This window comes from Nostoc sp. JL23 (assembly GCF_017115065.1).
GTDB lineage: Bacteria > Cyanobacteriota > Cyanobacteriia > Cyanobacteriales > Nostocaceae > Nostoc > Nostoc punctiforme_A.
In genome coordinates this window covers 1-16,250 of record NZ_JABXKN010000061.1, presented here as the reverse complement: position 1 = coordinate 16,250, position 16,250 = coordinate 1, and the positions used below count along the sequence as shown (strand labels likewise).

At 42.5% G+C, this 16,250-nt stretch carries 11 protein-coding genes and 1 tRNA gene; 6 read left to right on the top strand and 6 right to left on the bottom strand.

Features of this window, described 5'->3' with window-relative positions:
* Nucleotides 1-1,019 precede the first annotated feature (1,019 nt).
* From HWQ42_RS12705 to HWQ42_RS12695, 3 genes are all read left to right on the top strand, one after another.
* A complete protein-coding gene (locus tag HWQ42_RS12705; protein ID WP_292812451.1) occupies nucleotides 1,020-4,571 on the top strand; it encodes a response regulator in 3,552 nt (1,183 codons plus the stop codon).
* Nucleotides 4,572-4,639: 68 nt separating this feature from the next.
* Entirely contained in the window at nucleotides 4,640-5,902 is a 1,263-nt protein-coding gene (locus HWQ42_RS12700; RefSeq protein ID WP_292812449.1) for a hypothetical protein, read from the top strand.
* A 50-nt stretch (nucleotides 5,903-5,952) separates the two neighbouring features.
* Nucleotides 5,953-6,023: transfer RNA gene (locus HWQ42_RS12695), tRNA-Gly, on the top strand.
* 262 nt (nucleotides 6,024-6,285) lie between these two features.
* Here the strand turns inward: HWQ42_RS12695 and HWQ42_RS12690 are convergent.
* Both HWQ42_RS12690 and HWQ42_RS12685 read right to left on the bottom strand, forming a co-directional pair.
* Nucleotides 6,286-7,332, bottom strand: a complete 1,047-nt coding sequence (locus HWQ42_RS12690; protein ID WP_292738462.1) for an ABC transporter permease — start codon at nucleotides 7,330-7,332, stop codon at nucleotides 6,286-6,288.
* A 176-nt stretch (nucleotides 7,333-7,508) separates the two neighbouring features.
* Nucleotides 7,509-8,027, bottom strand: a complete 519-nt coding sequence (locus HWQ42_RS12685) for an adenine phosphoribosyltransferase (protein ID WP_292738463.1) — start codon at nucleotides 8,025-8,027, stop codon at nucleotides 7,509-7,511.
* Nucleotides 8,028-8,490: 463 nt separating this feature from the next.
* On the opposite strand from HWQ42_RS12685, the gene HWQ42_RS12680 reads away from it, so the two are divergent.
* A complete protein-coding gene (locus HWQ42_RS12680; RefSeq protein WP_292738464.1) occupies nucleotides 8,491-9,117 on the top strand; it encodes a DUF3038 domain-containing protein in 627 nt (208 codons plus the stop codon).
* Nucleotides 9,114-10,547: a DUF4335 domain-containing protein gene (locus HWQ42_RS12675; RefSeq protein WP_292812447.1), complete on the top strand. Its 1,434-nt coding sequence runs from the start codon at nucleotides 9,114-9,116 to the stop codon at nucleotides 10,545-10,547. The genes HWQ42_RS12680 and HWQ42_RS12675 overlap by 4 nt, the downstream gene beginning before the upstream one ends.
* A 56-nt stretch (nucleotides 10,548-10,603) precedes the next feature.
* Here HWQ42_RS12675 and HWQ42_RS12670 read toward each other — a convergent pair whose 3' ends face one another.
* Both HWQ42_RS12670 and HWQ42_RS12665 read right to left on the bottom strand, forming a co-directional pair.
* The gene (locus HWQ42_RS12670) at nucleotides 10,604-10,969 is read right to left on the bottom strand and encodes a four helix bundle protein (protein WP_292812444.1); all 366 of its coding nucleotides are present in this window, start codon (nucleotides 10,967-10,969) and stop codon (nucleotides 10,604-10,606) included.
* A 66-nt stretch (nucleotides 10,970-11,035) separates the two neighbouring features.
* A complete protein-coding gene (locus HWQ42_RS12665; RefSeq protein WP_292812442.1) occupies nucleotides 11,036-13,306 on the bottom strand; it encodes a transglycosylase domain-containing protein in 2,271 nt (756 codons plus the stop codon).
* A 437-nt stretch (nucleotides 13,307-13,743) separates the two neighbouring features.
* Here HWQ42_RS12665 and HWQ42_RS12660 point away from each other — a divergent pair, with 437 nt between their 5' ends.
* The gene (locus HWQ42_RS12660) at nucleotides 13,744-14,436 is read left to right on the top strand and encodes a hypothetical protein (protein WP_292812440.1); all 693 of its coding nucleotides are present in this window, start codon (nucleotides 13,744-13,746) and stop codon (nucleotides 14,434-14,436) included.
* A gap of 207 nt (nucleotides 14,437-14,643) precedes the next feature.
* Here the strand turns inward: HWQ42_RS12660 and lspA are convergent, their stop codons facing one another.
* On the bottom strand, nucleotides 14,644-15,120 hold the full coding sequence (gene lspA / locus HWQ42_RS12655; protein WP_289795760.1) for a signal peptidase II: 477 nt from the start codon (nucleotides 15,118-15,120) through the stop codon (nucleotides 14,644-14,646).
* A 94-nt stretch (nucleotides 15,121-15,214) separates the two neighbouring features.
* Nucleotides 15,215-15,802, bottom strand: a complete 588-nt coding sequence (locus HWQ42_RS12650) for a biotin transporter BioY (RefSeq protein WP_292738469.1) — start codon at nucleotides 15,800-15,802, stop codon at nucleotides 15,215-15,217.
* Between the last annotated feature and the right edge of the window lie 448 nt (nucleotides 15,803-16,250).

Below are 16,250 nucleotides of genomic sequence, written 5' to 3'. Positions count from 1 at the left end.
AATATCCTAAAACAAGATTTAAACTAAATCAGAACTTAAGAGTTGCCCAGGAGATTTAACTGAACCAATATTGCTAATTCGCTTTTGCTTGTCGATTAAACAAATTTTTACACTTTAGTTTTGAGTTTTATAACCTGCATTTTTGAAAGAGTATTAGGAGTTACAACTTCATAAATCTATAACCTTAAATTCAGTATATTCATTGCATACCTTGTTTTAGGTGGACAGAATATCAAACTGATTGCCACAAAAACATCTGTAAAGTGATAGAGCTTTGAGCGAGTGGGCAGAGGAATAGCATAACTTGTCTGTAAGCAGCATCTCCAAAATTGTTAAGTAAGTACACTATTGGCAAACTCTGGTTTCAAACCACCCTTGGTTACAGTACTGAACTTGTTTTTTGCAGTTACCGCTACACTTATACTACTTTGCTACCAAGTTATCCAAATAGGCTGTACAGGTACTGGGATAAGAATCTGTAAGGTTTCCTAAACCCTAATTTCTAACTCCTCAACCACTATCACTTGTCTTAATGATAGTTCTGATTGCTAAATTAGAAAGAGGTATTTGTCTAATAGTATACTTTGGCTTTAAATCTTATTGTTCTAATTTCACTGACTCTACCATGACTACCATAAATAAAATTTACCTGCAAGTGTTATTACAACAGCTGTGGAGGGAAAACTTAATATGCAGCTTTATCTGGATTTTTCAGATGGCTATGAGCGCTGTATGTATTATCAGACATTGCTCACAGGAGGTGAAAAAAGATTTGGCAAGCAAGCGTCGACTCTGTAACACTAAAACTGGCAATGAAAGTAATTACACTGCACCAACGCAAATGGTAATCGGCACAAGCAATTGAGACGAATTACTGTGAGTAAACGCTCCTACACTCAGCAGTCATGTAGCCAAATAGCCCTATTGGTCAAAATGCTCTGCTCTTACCTGACTCAGAAAAATTCTTACCTGATCAGATTATTCTTTATCCGACTGCCGTTGCAGCAGGAAAGCGGTGCATGAAATCCCAAGCAAACAGTAAGCCTAAAATTTTGGTTGTCGATGATGAACCAGACAACCTTGACTTGCTTTACCGCACTTTCTATCGTGATTATAAGGTGCTAAGGGCAACCTCTGGCCCTGCGGCCCTCGATCTGCTGGCTCAAGAGGGAGAGATCGCGGTGATCATCTCCGATCAGCGGATGCCGATGATGAGCGGTACAGAATTTTTGAGCCTAACAGCAACTCAATATCCAGATATTATCCGGATTATTTTAACTGGCTACACCGATGTCGAAGACTTGGTGGAAGCAATCAATGCTGGCAAGGTATTTAAATATGTAACCAAACCGTGGGAAGCGGAGGAACTAAAAGCAGTGGTACGTCAAGCTTTGGATACCCACAATGTCCTCAAAGCTAGAACCCGCGAACTTACCCGCACACTCCGTCAAGAATCGCTGCTGAATACCGTTACCAATACGATTCGCAGTGCTTTAGACTACAGACAAATTTTGCAAGCAATTGTAGATACAGTGGGTCACATGTTGGAAGTGGATGTTTGTCTGCTACGTTCCTTTCAAGATGAGCAGTTGGCGGATAAAGGGTTTATTTATCAAAAGCCTGTTTCTGAAGAAGCAGAGGTGCAGGAGAGCAAAGAGGAAGTAGCAGTAAGTCTTTCCACTCTGCCCGCTATATCCTCTGCAACTTCTCTGCCTCTTTTGGCTCAGACGGTGTGGGAAACCCGCGAAGTTCAGGTGATTCACGATGTGATTGATGATGAGCGCATTCACGGTAACACTCCCGAACTGCGTGAGCGTGGGCAAGCTTTTGCTGCTGCTAACATTTGTTCTAGTTTGGTTGTGCCATTGATCTGCCAACAAGAATTGATGGCAGTGTTAGCACTGCACCAGTGTTCTGTTCCTCGGTTCTGGGGGGATGATGAGGTGCAGCTAGTTTTGATGGTAGCGGATCAGGCAGCCTTGGCTTTGTCTCAAGCTTATGCTTACGAACAAGTACGTGCCCTTGCCAAGCGAGAGAGCTTGATTAATACGATTACTAGCGCGATTCGCTCTAGCCTAGATCCTCAAGATATCTTTGCGGCGATCACTCAGCAATTGGGACAAGCTTTACAAGTCGATGGCTGTGTCTTGTCTTTGTGGACTGAGGAAGATGAGTTTGTTGAGTGTGTGGCCTTGTATGACAGTTTTCAACATCTAGAAAATTTAAGTAGGCACAGCCCGTCGCAGGCATCGCCAACCCCAGACAATAGCTCAAGTAGCAATAATCATCTACCAAGCCAGAGATTACCCTATTCTCAAGCATCTATACAGGAGAATCCCATCCTCCAACAAATGCTACAGACACATGAACCTGTGGTAATTGGTAATGTGAGCCATGCTCCTTCGGATGTGCGGGGTTTTGATTTGCCTTTAAAAATGCCAGCGCGGTCGCTAATGTTTGTGCCATTATTGGCTGATGGCAAATGTATTGGTAGTATTACTTTGCATGAAGGTAAAAAAGTACGTCAGTGGTTGCCATCTGATATCGATTTGGCGAAAGCAGTAGCAGCGCAAGCCGCGATCGCCGTGCAGCAGTCACACTTATATCAAAAAACCCGCCAACAAGCTGAACGCCTACTGGAATTAGACAAACAAAAAACCGAATTTTTCCAAAATATTTCCCATGAGTTTCGCACACCGATTACCTTGATTCAAGGGCCTTTAGAGTCGGCGGTGGCGGCTGGTGAGGGATTATCTTACTCTCAAAGTGCGATCGCCCTGCGTAACTCCCGCCGCCTGCTGCGACTGGTAAATCAACTTCTGGATTTACAACGCCTAGATGCGGGGAGAATGCAGCCAAATTTCCATCCCTGCGATTTAGTCGAATTTGTCAGCCAAATAGTGGAATCTTTTCGTCCCTACTGCGAGAAAAAGAAACTGCATCTCGTTACCCAGCTAGATGAATGTTCTACGGTGTACTTGGACATGGAAAAATTTGACAAGGTGGTTTATAACCTTCTGTCAAATGCCATGAAGTTTACTCCTGAAGGTGGGACGATCAGTGTCAGACTAAAATCTGAGCGCGATCGTTGCATATTGCAAGTACAAGATACTGGAATTGGTATTGTTAAAGAACAAATTCCTCACCTATTTGAGCGCTTTCGCCAAGCTGAAGGTTCAGCAAACCGTTCCTATGAAGGCAGTGGTTTGGGTTTAGCTTTAGTTAAAGAATTAGTAGAATTACATGGTGGTCAAGTCACTGTGGAATCAGTTTATGGTAAAGGCACTACCTTTAGTTTATGGCTGGTGACTGGGAATGCTCATTTACCTGCACAGCAAGTACTAGAAACGCCTACCGAACTGAATACGAGCCGTGCTAGCGTAGAATTGGCTGATTTAGAATTAGTAGAGTCAACAACAGACAATATTGAAGATATTACAATAAATCTCTCCTCCAGTGTTGATACTAAAGACTCAGCACTTAAGACTCAGCACTCAATTTTAGTTGTAGATGACAATCCCGATTTGCGAACCTATGTATCTGAGATTTTCCGCCGCAATGGCTATCATGTACAGACGGCTCGTAACGGTCATGAAGGGCACAGTAAAGCTAAAGAAATTATACCCAGTTTGATTGTGACTGACTTAATGATGCCCTTAGTGAGCGGACTTGAGATGATTCAGATGATCCGCCATGAGGAGACGTTGAAAGGAACACCAATCATTCTCCTGACAGCGAAAGTAGATGAGGAAACCCGCATTGAAGGTACAGAACATGGCGCGGACGCTTATTTAGCAAAACCATTCAACGATCGGGAACTTTTGGCAGAAGTTCGCAATCTTTTAGCATTAAAAGAAAATGAACGGCGAATCGTGGAGCTAAATACTTATTTAACAGAATCGGTGCTAAAGCGCTTTTTACCGGCTGTATTGGTGCAAAAAGCCGCAACCGGAGATTTAACGTTAGATTTGCGCCCAGAACCACGCTTAATTACAGTTTTGTTTAGTGATATCGTAGGTTTTACACAGCTATCAAATACTCTCAGATCCCGACGAGTCGCAGAATTGCTAAATGAATATTTAGAAGCTATGACCAAGGTTGTATTTGGCAATGGCGGCACTGTAGATAAATTTATGGGAGATGCTATTTTAGCTTTATATGGAGCGCCAGAAGAACTAACCCCCAATGAACAAGTGCGTCGTGCCATCAATACAGCAAGAGCCATGCACCGCTCACTGGCTGACTTGAATCAGCGCTGGCGAGACCAAGGTGTATTCGATGGTGACAGACTTACTAGCGTACAGTTCCGATGTGGTATCCACCAAGGGACTGCTGTTGTGGGGATGTTTGGTAGCGCTGAACGTGCGGATTATACTGCTATTGGCCCAAGTGTGAATATTGCTGCCAGGTTGCAAGCTGCTGCACTTCCCGGTACAATCCTGGTTTCTGCTGCCGTAGCAGATTATTTACAGGAAGGAGAAATTACTAAAGGTAGTCCGCTAGAACTTAAAGGAGTAGATGAAACAGTTTTGACTTTCGCTGTTTCACCAGAGGTAATGGTTAATCGCTAAAATTTAGACTGGTATTTTAAAGCATTACCAATGAGTAACAGTGCCTAATCATATCCAGTTTATATAATATGACACCATCGGTTGCAGATAAAACTCCAATTCCAGCCAAGGTCTGGAGACGACACACCGATCCACCAGGTTTGTGGATTTTTGTCGTTGTCAGTTCAGTCTCTCTGCACTTGCTGGTGTTCTGGTTGATGCGCTCATCTAATGCATTTAGTCTGTGGTTTCCCCAGCAAAATCAATCTGCTGTTCCCATCGAATTGATAGAAATTGCTCCTAAAACAAAATCAATAATCAAATCAAAATCAACAGCCAAAATAGTTTCGTCAAAACCACTATCCTCAACTCAAAAGTCTGTACCAGCACGTTCATCACAAACAGCACCAACTACGCCTATAAATCAGGATTTTGGCGCAATAAATACCCCTAAGAATCTCCAGAAAAAGAGCCGAATTTACGCCTCTCAACCTAATAGCGAACCTTCTAGACAGCAGATAGTCCCCACGCCAGCACCTACACCTAAAACCACACCAAAACCTACACCTAAAGTCACACCCGCACCGATACCGATACCTAAAGCCACACCGACACCTACACTTCCAGTCGGTAATTTACCTTGGAACCGTCGTCAAGAAATTAAACTGGGAAAGGGAACGCAACTACCAACAGGTATCCCATCAAATCGACCAGTTTCAGAACCTGAAAATAGGGAAACTCCACCAACTTCAACTAGGGAAACTCCAGCAACTTCGACTAGAGAAACTCCACCAACTTCAACTAGGGAAACTCCAGCAACTTCGACTAGAGAAACTCCACCAACTTCAACTAGGGAAACTCCAGCAACTTCGACTAGAGAAACTCCACCAACTTCAACTAGGGAAACTCCAGCAACTTCGACTAGAGAAACTCCACCAATTCCTACAGGGGGAGTATCGGTAGCAATAGTAGCTCCCTTATCTAGAGATGAAGTGATTAGCTTGATACAATCAAAAGGATTCCGACAAGATGCTTTACCCGACGTTATCGCTTTATACAAAGGAAGCAACACAAAACAATTAGACCCAAGTTTTCTTGTCCACAATTCGGGACTTGAGCCAGCACAACTCTTGGCTAGCTTAATAATTGATAACAATGGTAATTTTAAACAAGCCGTAGTTCTAGAAATAGAACCAGTAGCACTGCAAAGTGAAAAAAGCATATACGAGCAAGCCCTCAATGAAGTTTTCAAAACAGAAAACTTTCTTGCTGCCCACAATAACAATGGCACAAAACCAGAATTAAGCAATCTGTATGTCAGGATTACAATCCAATCCGCCAATTCCAAGTAAATACTTGAATTTTGGCAGAAGCTGTGTTATATTGATAGAGTTGGAAATTTGCGGGCGTAGTTTAGTGGTAAAACTATAGCCTTCCAAGCTATTAATGCGGGTTCGATTCCCGCCGCCCGCTTAGAAAAAACTCTCAAATATGTGAGAGCAAGAAGTCAGTCTGAATCTTGGTAAAATAACTAATTAAACAGCAATTCTAGATTTTGCAGTGTGCAGAATTAGCCTGACACTGAGAGTAGGCAAATTCAAGACGGGATGAGGAATCAGGAAGACTTTCTTCAATGACATCCGCATCCTGGCTATTTAGCTATTTGTTGTTTGATAGTTGGCAGTACCCTGGAAATATCCCAATAAGTTTTGATTTTTTGAATTTAGAATTGCTGCTAATTGAGATTTTCTAGGCGAATGCGTGGATCGGCTGCTTTGAGCATCAAATCGGCGATTAAATTGCCAACAATCAGCAGTACTGCGCCCATTATCAAGCTTGCCATTAATAAATATAAATCTTGAGCTTGTAAAGCCTGTAAAGCCAATCTCCCTAAACCAGGCCAGTTAAAGAAAAATTCGGCTATGAAAGCACCATTTAATAAACCAGCTAATTCAAAACCCAATAACGTAATTAAGGGATTTATGGCGTTGCGGAGTGCATGAACGTAGATAACACGGTTTTCTGGCAAACCTTTGGCACGAGCTGTTTGGATGTAGTCTTGACGCAGAACATCCAATAATTCGCCGCGAGTGATGCGTTGCAAACCAGCAAAACTAGTAATTGAGAGTGCGATCGTTGGTAAAATCATGTGCCAGCCGATATCTAAGATTCTGCCAAACCACGACAGTTCTGAGTGGTTAATGCTAGTCATACTACCCACTGGGAAAAATGGTGAGGTGATTTGGGCTAAAACCAGCAGCGCTAAGGCAGTGATGAAACTGGGAAAGCCTTGTCCTGCGTAACTAATCACCTGTAAAATCCGGTCTGCTGGCTTATTTTGTTTAACAGCAGCAAAGATCCCTAGAGGTATGGCGATCGCCCATGTGACAATTAAAGATGCGATCGCTAATAGCAAAGTCGCTGGTACTCGTTCCCACAACAGCGATGCCACTGAACGTTGATAAATAAAACTCGTGCCAAAATCCCCTTTGGTCAAGATTCGCCATAGCCACAGCCCAAATTGCTCTGGCCAAGACTTATCCAGACCAAACTGCCGTTTGATTTCCTCAATTCTTTCTGGAGATATTTTCGGATTTTGCCGCAGCGTATCTACATAATCACCGGGAGCGAGTTGAATGATGAAAAATGACAACGCTGACGCCAACAACAAAGTTAGCAGTGCCTGCAATAGCCGCTTTGCCACATAAACAAAAGTTTCGCTCGTGACTAGCCCGATTAGCCAATCCCGACCTGTCTCCAAGGAAATTTTCGTAGATGTCATTTATATTTTGTCCTTTGTCATTTATATTTTGTCCTTTGTCATTTATATTTTGTCCTTTGTCATTTATATTTTGTCCTTTGTCATTTATATTTTGTCCTTCGTCATTTGTCTTTCGTCATTTGCCAGTTGTTTTGCTATTGACCAATGATTAATGACTAATGACCAATGACTAATGACTAATATTCAATTAAAGAGATAATCGGCACATCCGGCAAATATCTACGCCCTTGTAAATCCCGTAGCTCGATAATAAACCCAAATCCTACTAGTTCGCAGCCAATTTTCTGCACTAACTTTGCTGTAGCACTCGCAGTTCCACCTGTGGCAATCAAATCGTCCACAATCAAAACTCGGCTACCTTGGTGTAAAGCGTCTTGATGCACTTCTAGGCAGTCTGTACCATACTCTAATTCATATTCAATTGAGTGAACGGCTGCTGGTAACTTCCCTTTTTTACGGATGGGAATAAAACCAGCTCCTAATTTATAAGCCAGAGGTGCACCAAAAATAAATCCCCTCGACTCCATACCAATGACATAATCAGCTGTTATTTCAGCTTCATTGCATTTTTGTGTTAAAAAGTCAATAGTATAGCGCAGTCCCTCTGGATCGCGCAGTAACGTAGTAATATCCCGAAATAAAATTCCGGGTTTCGGGAAATCTGGAATGTCACGAACGAGAGACTTTAAATCCATAAAATGGGGAATAAAGGAGTAGGGAATGGGGAATGGGGCATGGGGAATGAGGTAGAAAAATTAATAAGCAATGCCCAATACTTCTCTACGAGAGGCTGCGCCAACGACTTCGCTCAGTACAAGTGCCCAATGCTCAATACCCAATTTCAGATACCTGAAAAATCGTACACTATAATGTCATACGCTGGGGGTCAAGTGGGAGTCAAGGCTGAAACTTCGCTCTTCATTGACGATAATTAGAATCTAAACCAAGCTATAAAAAGTATTTCACTAATAAATGAGGTGAATTTAGTTATGTTTTAAAATTTTGATTTCAATATAGGGAAAACTTTGAGTAGAAAGAGTTAAGTAATGTATATATCAGGTAGTCATGCTACTGCGACAAGTCTAAGGCTCAAGTCTTGGCTACCGATCTTAAATTTGTTTTATCTAGTCTGTTGGAACCGCACAAGGTATTTATAGAATGAATGTTTCAGCAAGTTTAACGCCGTTCAACAGTTCAACCCAAGACTCACTGCCGATGATTCTGGACACTTTACCAGATCCTGCGATCGCTTCCAAAACGTGTCCTCGGAGAACCAGGCTGCAAATTGACCTGATTTTACTGGCAATTGAAGCTTTAGAACTTGGTGGTTCGGAAGCAATCCTGGCTTTTGCTCAAGAGTTGGATCTGAAAGGAATTGTTAAAGACAGGGTGAATTTATGGCGGATGCGTAGCTCTAACCCGCTACGAAGAGCGCACATGCGCCGTCCCTTAACTATTATGGAAGCAAAAGCTTTGGTGGTCATTGCTTGCTACATAGCACGGCGTTTAACTGTTGTCATCCGCCAGCTATTAATGATATGTCAACAAATGGAAGAAAAACAGATTCCATTAGAACAGAATTTGCGGCTATCTAATTACCTAGAGCGGTTTAGAGCGCATTTTAAAAGCCGGATGAATGCTCGACGTTCTGGTGTACTAGCATTAACTTCTGATGAAAAATTAGATGCGCTAGCAATAAATTTGTTAGGACAATTACTATTTTGTACTGGTACTGCTGGAATGCAGCGGTTCTGGATTAGTCTTTTTGACGGTGAAGTGGAATGAATATTCAACGTAAGTACAGTCTACCTAATTGTACTCTTCTTTTAGAAGGGTTAAGTGATGTCACTAGGGCTGCACAGTTCCAGGAAATGCGCCCAGAATTATCAATATTGGTAAATGCAGAATGCTATTTATCTGGTTACAATCAACCCCTCACCGGAGGGCGAGAATTTTTTGAAAGTTTGGTGAGGGCTGTTAGTGGTTACGCCCAAGAATTTCTGAGTACTGTACCCAATCCGCAAGCACACAACCAGGAATCGGAGCTAGTAGAGTTTCAAAAAATTGACGGGAACCACCACAGGTTAATCATACATTCAGAGAATGCTCCAGAGGGGTTCGAGTCTCACTCTAATAATTCTAAACGTCCGCCTATTGAAATAGATTTGAATACGGTACAGTTGTTTGATTTAGTAGAAGCAGTAGATCAGTTTTTTGCTGATACCCAGACTTTACCAGAATTATCCCTAGAACTACAACCAGTTACTAGACGCTATGGTGGTGCTAGTCAGGCTGTAATTAGGCAAGCTGTTCCTGCGGCTGTAGGAGTATCGAGTTTAGCAGTAGCAGCGATCGCATTTAACCTGATTCCACCTCCCCAAATTCGTCCACCGCAGCCTAAGCCAGATGAGCAAACTAGCTCTACAACAAAGAGCCTTAATCCTCCAGCATCAGCAGCTGCAACACCCATCGAGGCTGCAACACCTACAGCAACACCCATAGCTAATGAAAAGCCAGTAGTCAAAGATTTAGAAGCACTTTTAAATACAGTTCCAGAAATTACCGATCCATCCCAGCTACGTGCATTGAATCGTCAAGTGTATAACCAAGTTCATCCAGCTTGGACTAAACGTTCAGGATTGCAACAGGATTTGATCTATCGTTTGGGTGTAGCTGCGGATGGAGCGATCGTTGGTTATAAAGCGGTGAATAAAGAGGCCAATCAAGGAGTCGAGCAAACTCCTCTGCCTAACCTACTTTATAATCCTGCTAACCGCGCTCCCATTTCTAATGAACCAATCGCCCAATTCCGAATAGTGTTTACTACAAATGGTGTGCTGCAAGTTAGCCCTTGGCGAGGATATGCTAAGACACCAGAGGTCGTCGGTGCAAAAATTACTGACTCTAATATCACTAAAGGTTTAAATAAAAAACTTTATAATACAGTTCGCCAAACCTGGAGTGGCACCCCCACCTTTACGCGAGATTTGAAATATCGGGTAGCAGTCAACAAAGATGGTGTAATTGCTGACTATGAACCACTTAATCAAGTCGCCTTTGATTATTTCCGGGAAACACCTCTTCCTAAGATGTTTAACGCCATCTATGGTTCTAATGTAGCTGCTCCCAATGACAAAGAACCTCTAGCCCACTTTCAAGTGATATTCAAGCCTAACGGCAAGCTGGAAGTCACTCCTTGGAAGGGATATCAGTAATTGGGTATGGGGCATGGGGTATAGGGCATGGGGCATGGGGCAAGAGCATTAAGTTGCTATTCCCTATTCCCTATGGCTTTTAGATAAGCATTGAGCTTGGGTAACAGTTCATCAAGAATTGGTTTAAATCTGCTTACGTGTTCATTTGTCAATAACTGTCTGGCGTAGGCTAACCTCAACCAACTGATAGTTTCATACAAAGATCCTCTCGCAATCTTGACAAAACGCCGATTGTCTTGGTCGTTGTACCTACCTCTACCTTCTGCGATATTCGCACAAATACTATCAGCAGACCGAACAATTTGCTTGCCCAATGTATCTTTAGTGAAATTGTCCCATCCTTTAGCAATACGCCAAATTTCATTAGCAAGCTTTTCAGAAAGTTGATAAACTTCTAATTCCTCAAAATCAGGTCTTCTCACAAAAGTCCATTGATCATTTATTGATCAATAGTTCCCAATTCTCAATGCCCAATTCCCAATCCCCAATTACCGTGTAATTCTCCGCATATAATTTCCCCACAACTGAGCTGCTTGAGCGCTGCTACCAGATGTCGGGGAATTATTGTCGTTTCCCAGCCAAACGCCAGTTACAAGTCGCTGACTGGGGATAAAACCAATAAACCACAAGTCAACGTTTTTATCAGTTGTGCCAGTTTTACCAGCTTCCCCTAGCCCAATGGCAGCACTACGACCAGTACCTCTTGCGATTACACCACGCATCAAACTAGTCATTTCATCGGCGACATTAGTTGTCAACACTCGTTTGTTGGCACCTGGATCTTGGTCGAAGGAGTAGATTACACGACAGGTTTTGATATCATTGCGATCGCTGCAATCACCACTGTCTAAAATTCGGTTAATGGCATGGGGAGGATTTGACACACCGCGATTGCCAATAGCGCCAAAAGCACCAGTCATTTCTAAAACATTGACTACACTTTGACCCAGTACCAAGCCAGGAACCGGATCGAGGTTTGATTTTATCCCCAAACGTTGCGCCATTGCCACAACTTTATCCAGCCCAACTTCTTTAGCAACTCGCAAGGCGATAGGATTTTCTGAAAGCGCCAGCCCAGTGGCAATATCGAAGCTAGTATCAGCACCTGCACGACAGGGTTTATAAGTAAAGCCTTGCCAAGTTAAAGGGGCGCAAGAATAACTTTTAGATGGTGAAATTCCCTGTTGAATAGCAGCAGTGTAAGCAAAGATTTTGAAGGTGGAACCTGGCTGTCTTTTGGCTTGAACAGCACGATTGAACTGACTTTTTTTGTAATCAGTCCCGCCTACCATTGCGAGGATACTGCCTGTACTAGAGTCAAGAGTGACTACTGCTCCTTGAGAAAACTTAAAAGTTCTACCAGAGTTGTTGACCGAATTACTTAATGCTGCTTCTGCTTGTCTCTGTATCGCTGGATCGAGCTTGGTTTCAATGATATAATTGCCTTCTCTTGCTGCTCCCTCTCCCAAGATTGATTCGAGTTCAGAGAAGACGTAACTGTAAAAATAAGGTGCGATCGTTTTAGCTTGCTGTTCGCAGACTTTAGGACTAATTTGGACAGTGGAGCGTCTAGCTCGGTTCGCATCCTCTGCTTTAATTTTGCCCATCTCCAGCAACCGCTTAATAACACGATTTCGGTATTCAGCCGCTTCTAGCTTATTTGGCCCATCCCCACAAAAATCGAAAGCGTTGGGAGCAGGTAAAATTCCTACCAATGTTGCTGCTTCTGCCAAAGTTAATTCTTTAGCCGACTTCTCAAAGTAATATCGGGCTGCATCCTCAAAGCCAGAGGTATCACCTCCCAAAAAAACCCGATTTAAGTACATCAGCAAAATATCATCTTTGCTGTAAAAGGTTTCCAGCTTGAGGGCGACAACCGCCTCTCGCAATTTGCGACCAAGGGTATCCTGTCTACCTACATACTCGCGGAACAAACTGCGGGCAACTTGCTGGGTGACAGTGCTGGCTCCTTGTTGCACATCTCCGCTGCGGCTATTAATCAACACAGCTCGTAAAATCCCTAGAGGATCAACCCCAAAGTGCCAGTAATAACGACTATCCTCTGAAGCCACTACTGCAGCAGGCAAATAAGGGCCAAATTCCTCTAATCGCTTCATATCTACATGAGAGGTAGTCCGAGGCTCTCTCAGAGGAGTGGCTCCATCACGGGCGTAAACAACTACTGGGGCGCGTGTCGCTGTCGGTAGAGGTTTGACTGAAAATTTCAGCCATTCGACGCCAATCACTAAAGTTAATAGGGCACTGACACCACCAACTCCATAAGCTGTCCAACTTGCAGCTTTGACATACCATGCTGGTGGATCGACGTATTGCAATCGTACAGAAGCAGCGAGTTCTGGGGGGCCGAGAGTCAGAATATCGCCATGACGCAGTTCTAGAGAACTAACACGACGTTTGCCACGATAAATGCCATTGGTGGAGTTTTCGTCTTTGATCGTGAAAACTGGTGTGCGCTGAGTAGAATTCCGCGATAATGAGAGGTGAATTTGGCTGACAACAGGGTTACGGATGACGATATCGCTGGATTTGGAACTACGACCGAGAATATAGCGATCGCCCAACAGTGGATATACCTCTGCTTTATCCGCCCCCGCATCCTGCACCCAAAGTTCTGGTACTTTGGCATTAGGCTTGAGCGCCAATTTTGAAAAATCGACCCTAGCTTGAATCGTATGTACTGCTTGAGTCAGTTGACCTAGTAACGTTTGTGGCTTGTGAGGGGGTTGGGGAGAACTCATCGGCTATTCACATCACAGTTTTTAATGAAGAATCGGGCGAATTACAATCAATTTTAGATGTTAATCTTTCATCATTTTACTCATAAGCCAAAGCATAAATTAGTTATACGGGACTTTATTGATTTAATTTATACTTAATCTTAATATTATGGCTAGAACTTATTTGTGATTTTAGTCACTTCTCTATATAAGAAAAATTTCTTCTATATTCTCAAAGGCTTATCAATAGCTAGCATTATTTGTTCAATAACTACAAGTATAATTTTAAATTTTGTCTTTTTAAACACTAGCTAGTAACAAACAACTGATTTAATTGTTACCAATTTTACATATCCACATATTCTGAAACAAACCTAAATATCTTCATTTAGGAGGATTTTCTAAATCTTAGTTATCTGCTTTAATAGGGCGAGTGTTCTGTTGAGGTTAATTTCAGAATGATGGGAAAATCTCTGACCCTGATTGGTACAGCTTTATCTTTGGCACTTACCACTAATATTGCTGTAGCCCAATCCAGTAAATCCCCCATAGCCCAATCTAGTAGCGACTCCACTAGTGCACCAGCGGAAATTAAAATGTCGCCAGAAGGGATGAAAATTCTGTGCGAGCATTTTCCGCTCAACTCGCGCTGTTCCGGCGGCACAGCAGCCACCCCTAGCGCTCCTGGTAGCACTACAGTACCAGCAGAAACAACACCAGCAGAAACAACAACGCCTGATAGCACAACTGCCCCAGGAACCACTCCTCCTGAATCTGGCACTCCCGAAACCACTCCAGCACCAGGAAGCATAACCCCACCGGCACCTGGCGCACCTAGCAACTTAACTCCAGCACCAGGAAGCGTTACTCCAACCACTCCTGAAGGCGCACCTAGCAACTTAACTCCAGCACCAGGAAGCTCAACCACTCCTGAAGGCGCACCTAGTAACCTAACTCCAGCACCAGGAAGCGTTACTCCAACCACTCCTGAAAGCGCACCTACTACTCCTGGCAGCACTACCGAACCAGGTAGCTCAACTACACCTGACCAACCTGGCACTCCTGGCACTCCTGGCAGCAGTATCGAACCAGGTAGCTCTCCCAGTACTCCCGGCTCTAGTTCACCAAAAACTCCTACCACAGGTAACTAAATTTAAAGCTGGGCGTAATCTAAATACTAGTTTGCCATCAGCGATCGTCGGTGCATCTTTCTTGAACTCTTGCATCAGTTATGTAAACTGGTGTTAGGTGACAAATAAAAATTGATAAAACCTTATACGTCAAGTCTTCGCATATAAGACTAAGTAAAGGTTTCACTAAGTCAATAGCCTGGGATTAATCATCCCAGGCTTAATAGTTTAATGGGATCTGCCAGTTGAAGTCGGTGTTTTTTGCAAGGAAGCAATTAACAGGCAAACAATACCGATACTAATAAATGAATCTGCCACATTAAATACAGCAAAGTTAATCAGGCGAAAATCAAGAAAATCAACGACGTAGCCTAAAACAAAACGATCGATACCGTTGCCCATAGCTCCACCTAAAATCAACCCATAGCCTAACTGATCCCACAAATTTAATGTTGGGCCAATTAACGCCAACGCTATCAATACTAGACTCACTCCTAAAGATAGCCAGCGCAACCACTCTACTTTCCCACTCAATAGACTAAAAGCCGCACCAGTGTTAGTGACATAGGTGAAGTGAAATATCCCAGGTAAGAGTGGTAGTGTCTGCCCCAGGCTAAAGCTTTGTACTACCCAGTACTTTGTTATTTGGTCTAAGAAAAAAGCGATGAAGGCAGCGATCCAGAAAAGACGATTTTTTAAATGCATGGCGAATTAGTCATTGGTCGTTGGTCGTTGGTCATTAGTCATTGGTCATTGGTCATGAGCTTTTGACAAATGACAAAGGACGAAAGGCAATGAACTAATAAAACATTAAGTGACGCAATATATATGCTATTACAGTAACTGCACAGACCACGGTTAGTTGACCTGGTAGTGCAAACCAAGAATATCTAAGGATTGCTTGCATCAAGGGTAGATTTTCTGTGCCTTTCCACTGAAAAAAATAGCTGATAATCAAATAAGTAATACCGCAGATGTGGAGAGTTAACAAGCCACAGAGACAACTAAAGGCAAGAGTTTCTAGTCGAGGTCTCGCTTTAAAAGCCACTAAGCCACAAATCCAAGCTCCAGGAATAAAACCTAGTAGATAGCCAAACTGAGACAGCTTGACATAACCAATACCGCCGCCATCGGCAAATACTGGTAATAAGGTTAACCCCATGACTAAATAAGCAATTTGCGAGAGCGCACCCGCATTTTTGCCTCCTAAACAACCCACCAACAATACTGCGCCAATTTGAAAAGTGACACCTAAAGAAAAAGTCTGAATTCCGTGCTGACTCCAAGTCCAAGGAAAGGTGATGCCATAAACTTCTAAGAAGGTACCACCCATTGTCAGGAGTAAGCCAATCATAGACCATAGTAATTGATTGGAAGCAGCAAACATTTATCAGGCAACCAAGGAAAAGCAAAAGGGAAAACCAACAGCAACTAGTATATTCATTAATATTGAAATGAAATTTGTGCTTACATCTTAAGAACTAGCATATTTTCTTTTGCCTTTTTGGTATGTAATTTTTCAGTTCTACGAATTGTAGCTGAGGTGTCTATTATCTGATTTTCTTGGCTGAGGCGTGCTGTGAATTCTGGTATGTAACCTAAAATATTGGTAAATTAAGATTATTTATATTAGTATTTATACTAGTTTTGCAGAGCAGTACCTAAATTTGGCTACAAAGTGTTTAATGCTTAATCTTAATTAATATTTATATATTTATATATTTTTTTATGACTTGACCAACAAAATTACACTACCAATAAATTTTTGTAAATAAAATACTAGGACTTACGCATTGACAAAAAATATCACCTATGGAATCTATAGATGCTAGATA

What these genes read in the sequence shown, in the direction of transcription:
- HWQ42_RS12705 (WP_292812451.1), top strand. Translation starts at nt 1,020, where the DNA reads ATGAAATCCCAAGCAAACAGTAAGCCTAAAATTTTGGTTGTCGATGAT.
- HWQ42_RS12700 (WP_292812449.1), top strand. Translation starts at nt 4,640, where the DNA reads ATGACACCATCGGTTGCAGATAAAACTCCAATTCCAGCCAAGGTCTGG.
- HWQ42_RS12690 (WP_292738462.1), bottom strand. Translation starts at nt 7,332, where the DNA reads ATGACATCTACGAAAATTTCCTTGGAGACAGGTCGGGATTGGCTAATC.
- HWQ42_RS12685 (WP_292738463.1), bottom strand. Translation starts at nt 8,027, where the DNA reads ATGGATTTAAAGTCTCTCGTTCGTGACATTCCAGATTTCCCGAAACCC.
- HWQ42_RS12680 (WP_292738464.1), top strand. Translation starts at nt 8,491, where the DNA reads ATGAATGTTTCAGCAAGTTTAACGCCGTTCAACAGTTCAACCCAAGAC.
- HWQ42_RS12675 (WP_292812447.1), top strand. Translation starts at nt 9,114, where the DNA reads ATGAATATTCAACGTAAGTACAGTCTACCTAATTGTACTCTTCTTTTA.
- HWQ42_RS12665 (WP_292812442.1), bottom strand. Translation starts at nt 13,306, where the DNA reads ATGAGTTCTCCCCAACCCCCTCACAAGCCACAAACGTTACTAGGTCAA.
- HWQ42_RS12660 (WP_292812440.1), top strand. Translation starts at nt 13,744, where the DNA reads ATGATGGGAAAATCTCTGACCCTGATTGGTACAGCTTTATCTTTGGCA.
- lspA (WP_289795760.1), bottom strand. Translation starts at nt 15,120, where the DNA reads ATGCATTTAAAAAATCGTCTTTTCTGGATCGCTGCCTTCATCGCTTTT.
- HWQ42_RS12650 (WP_292738469.1), bottom strand. Translation starts at nt 15,802, where the DNA reads ATGTTTGCTGCTTCCAATCAATTACTATGGTCTATGATTGGCTTACTC.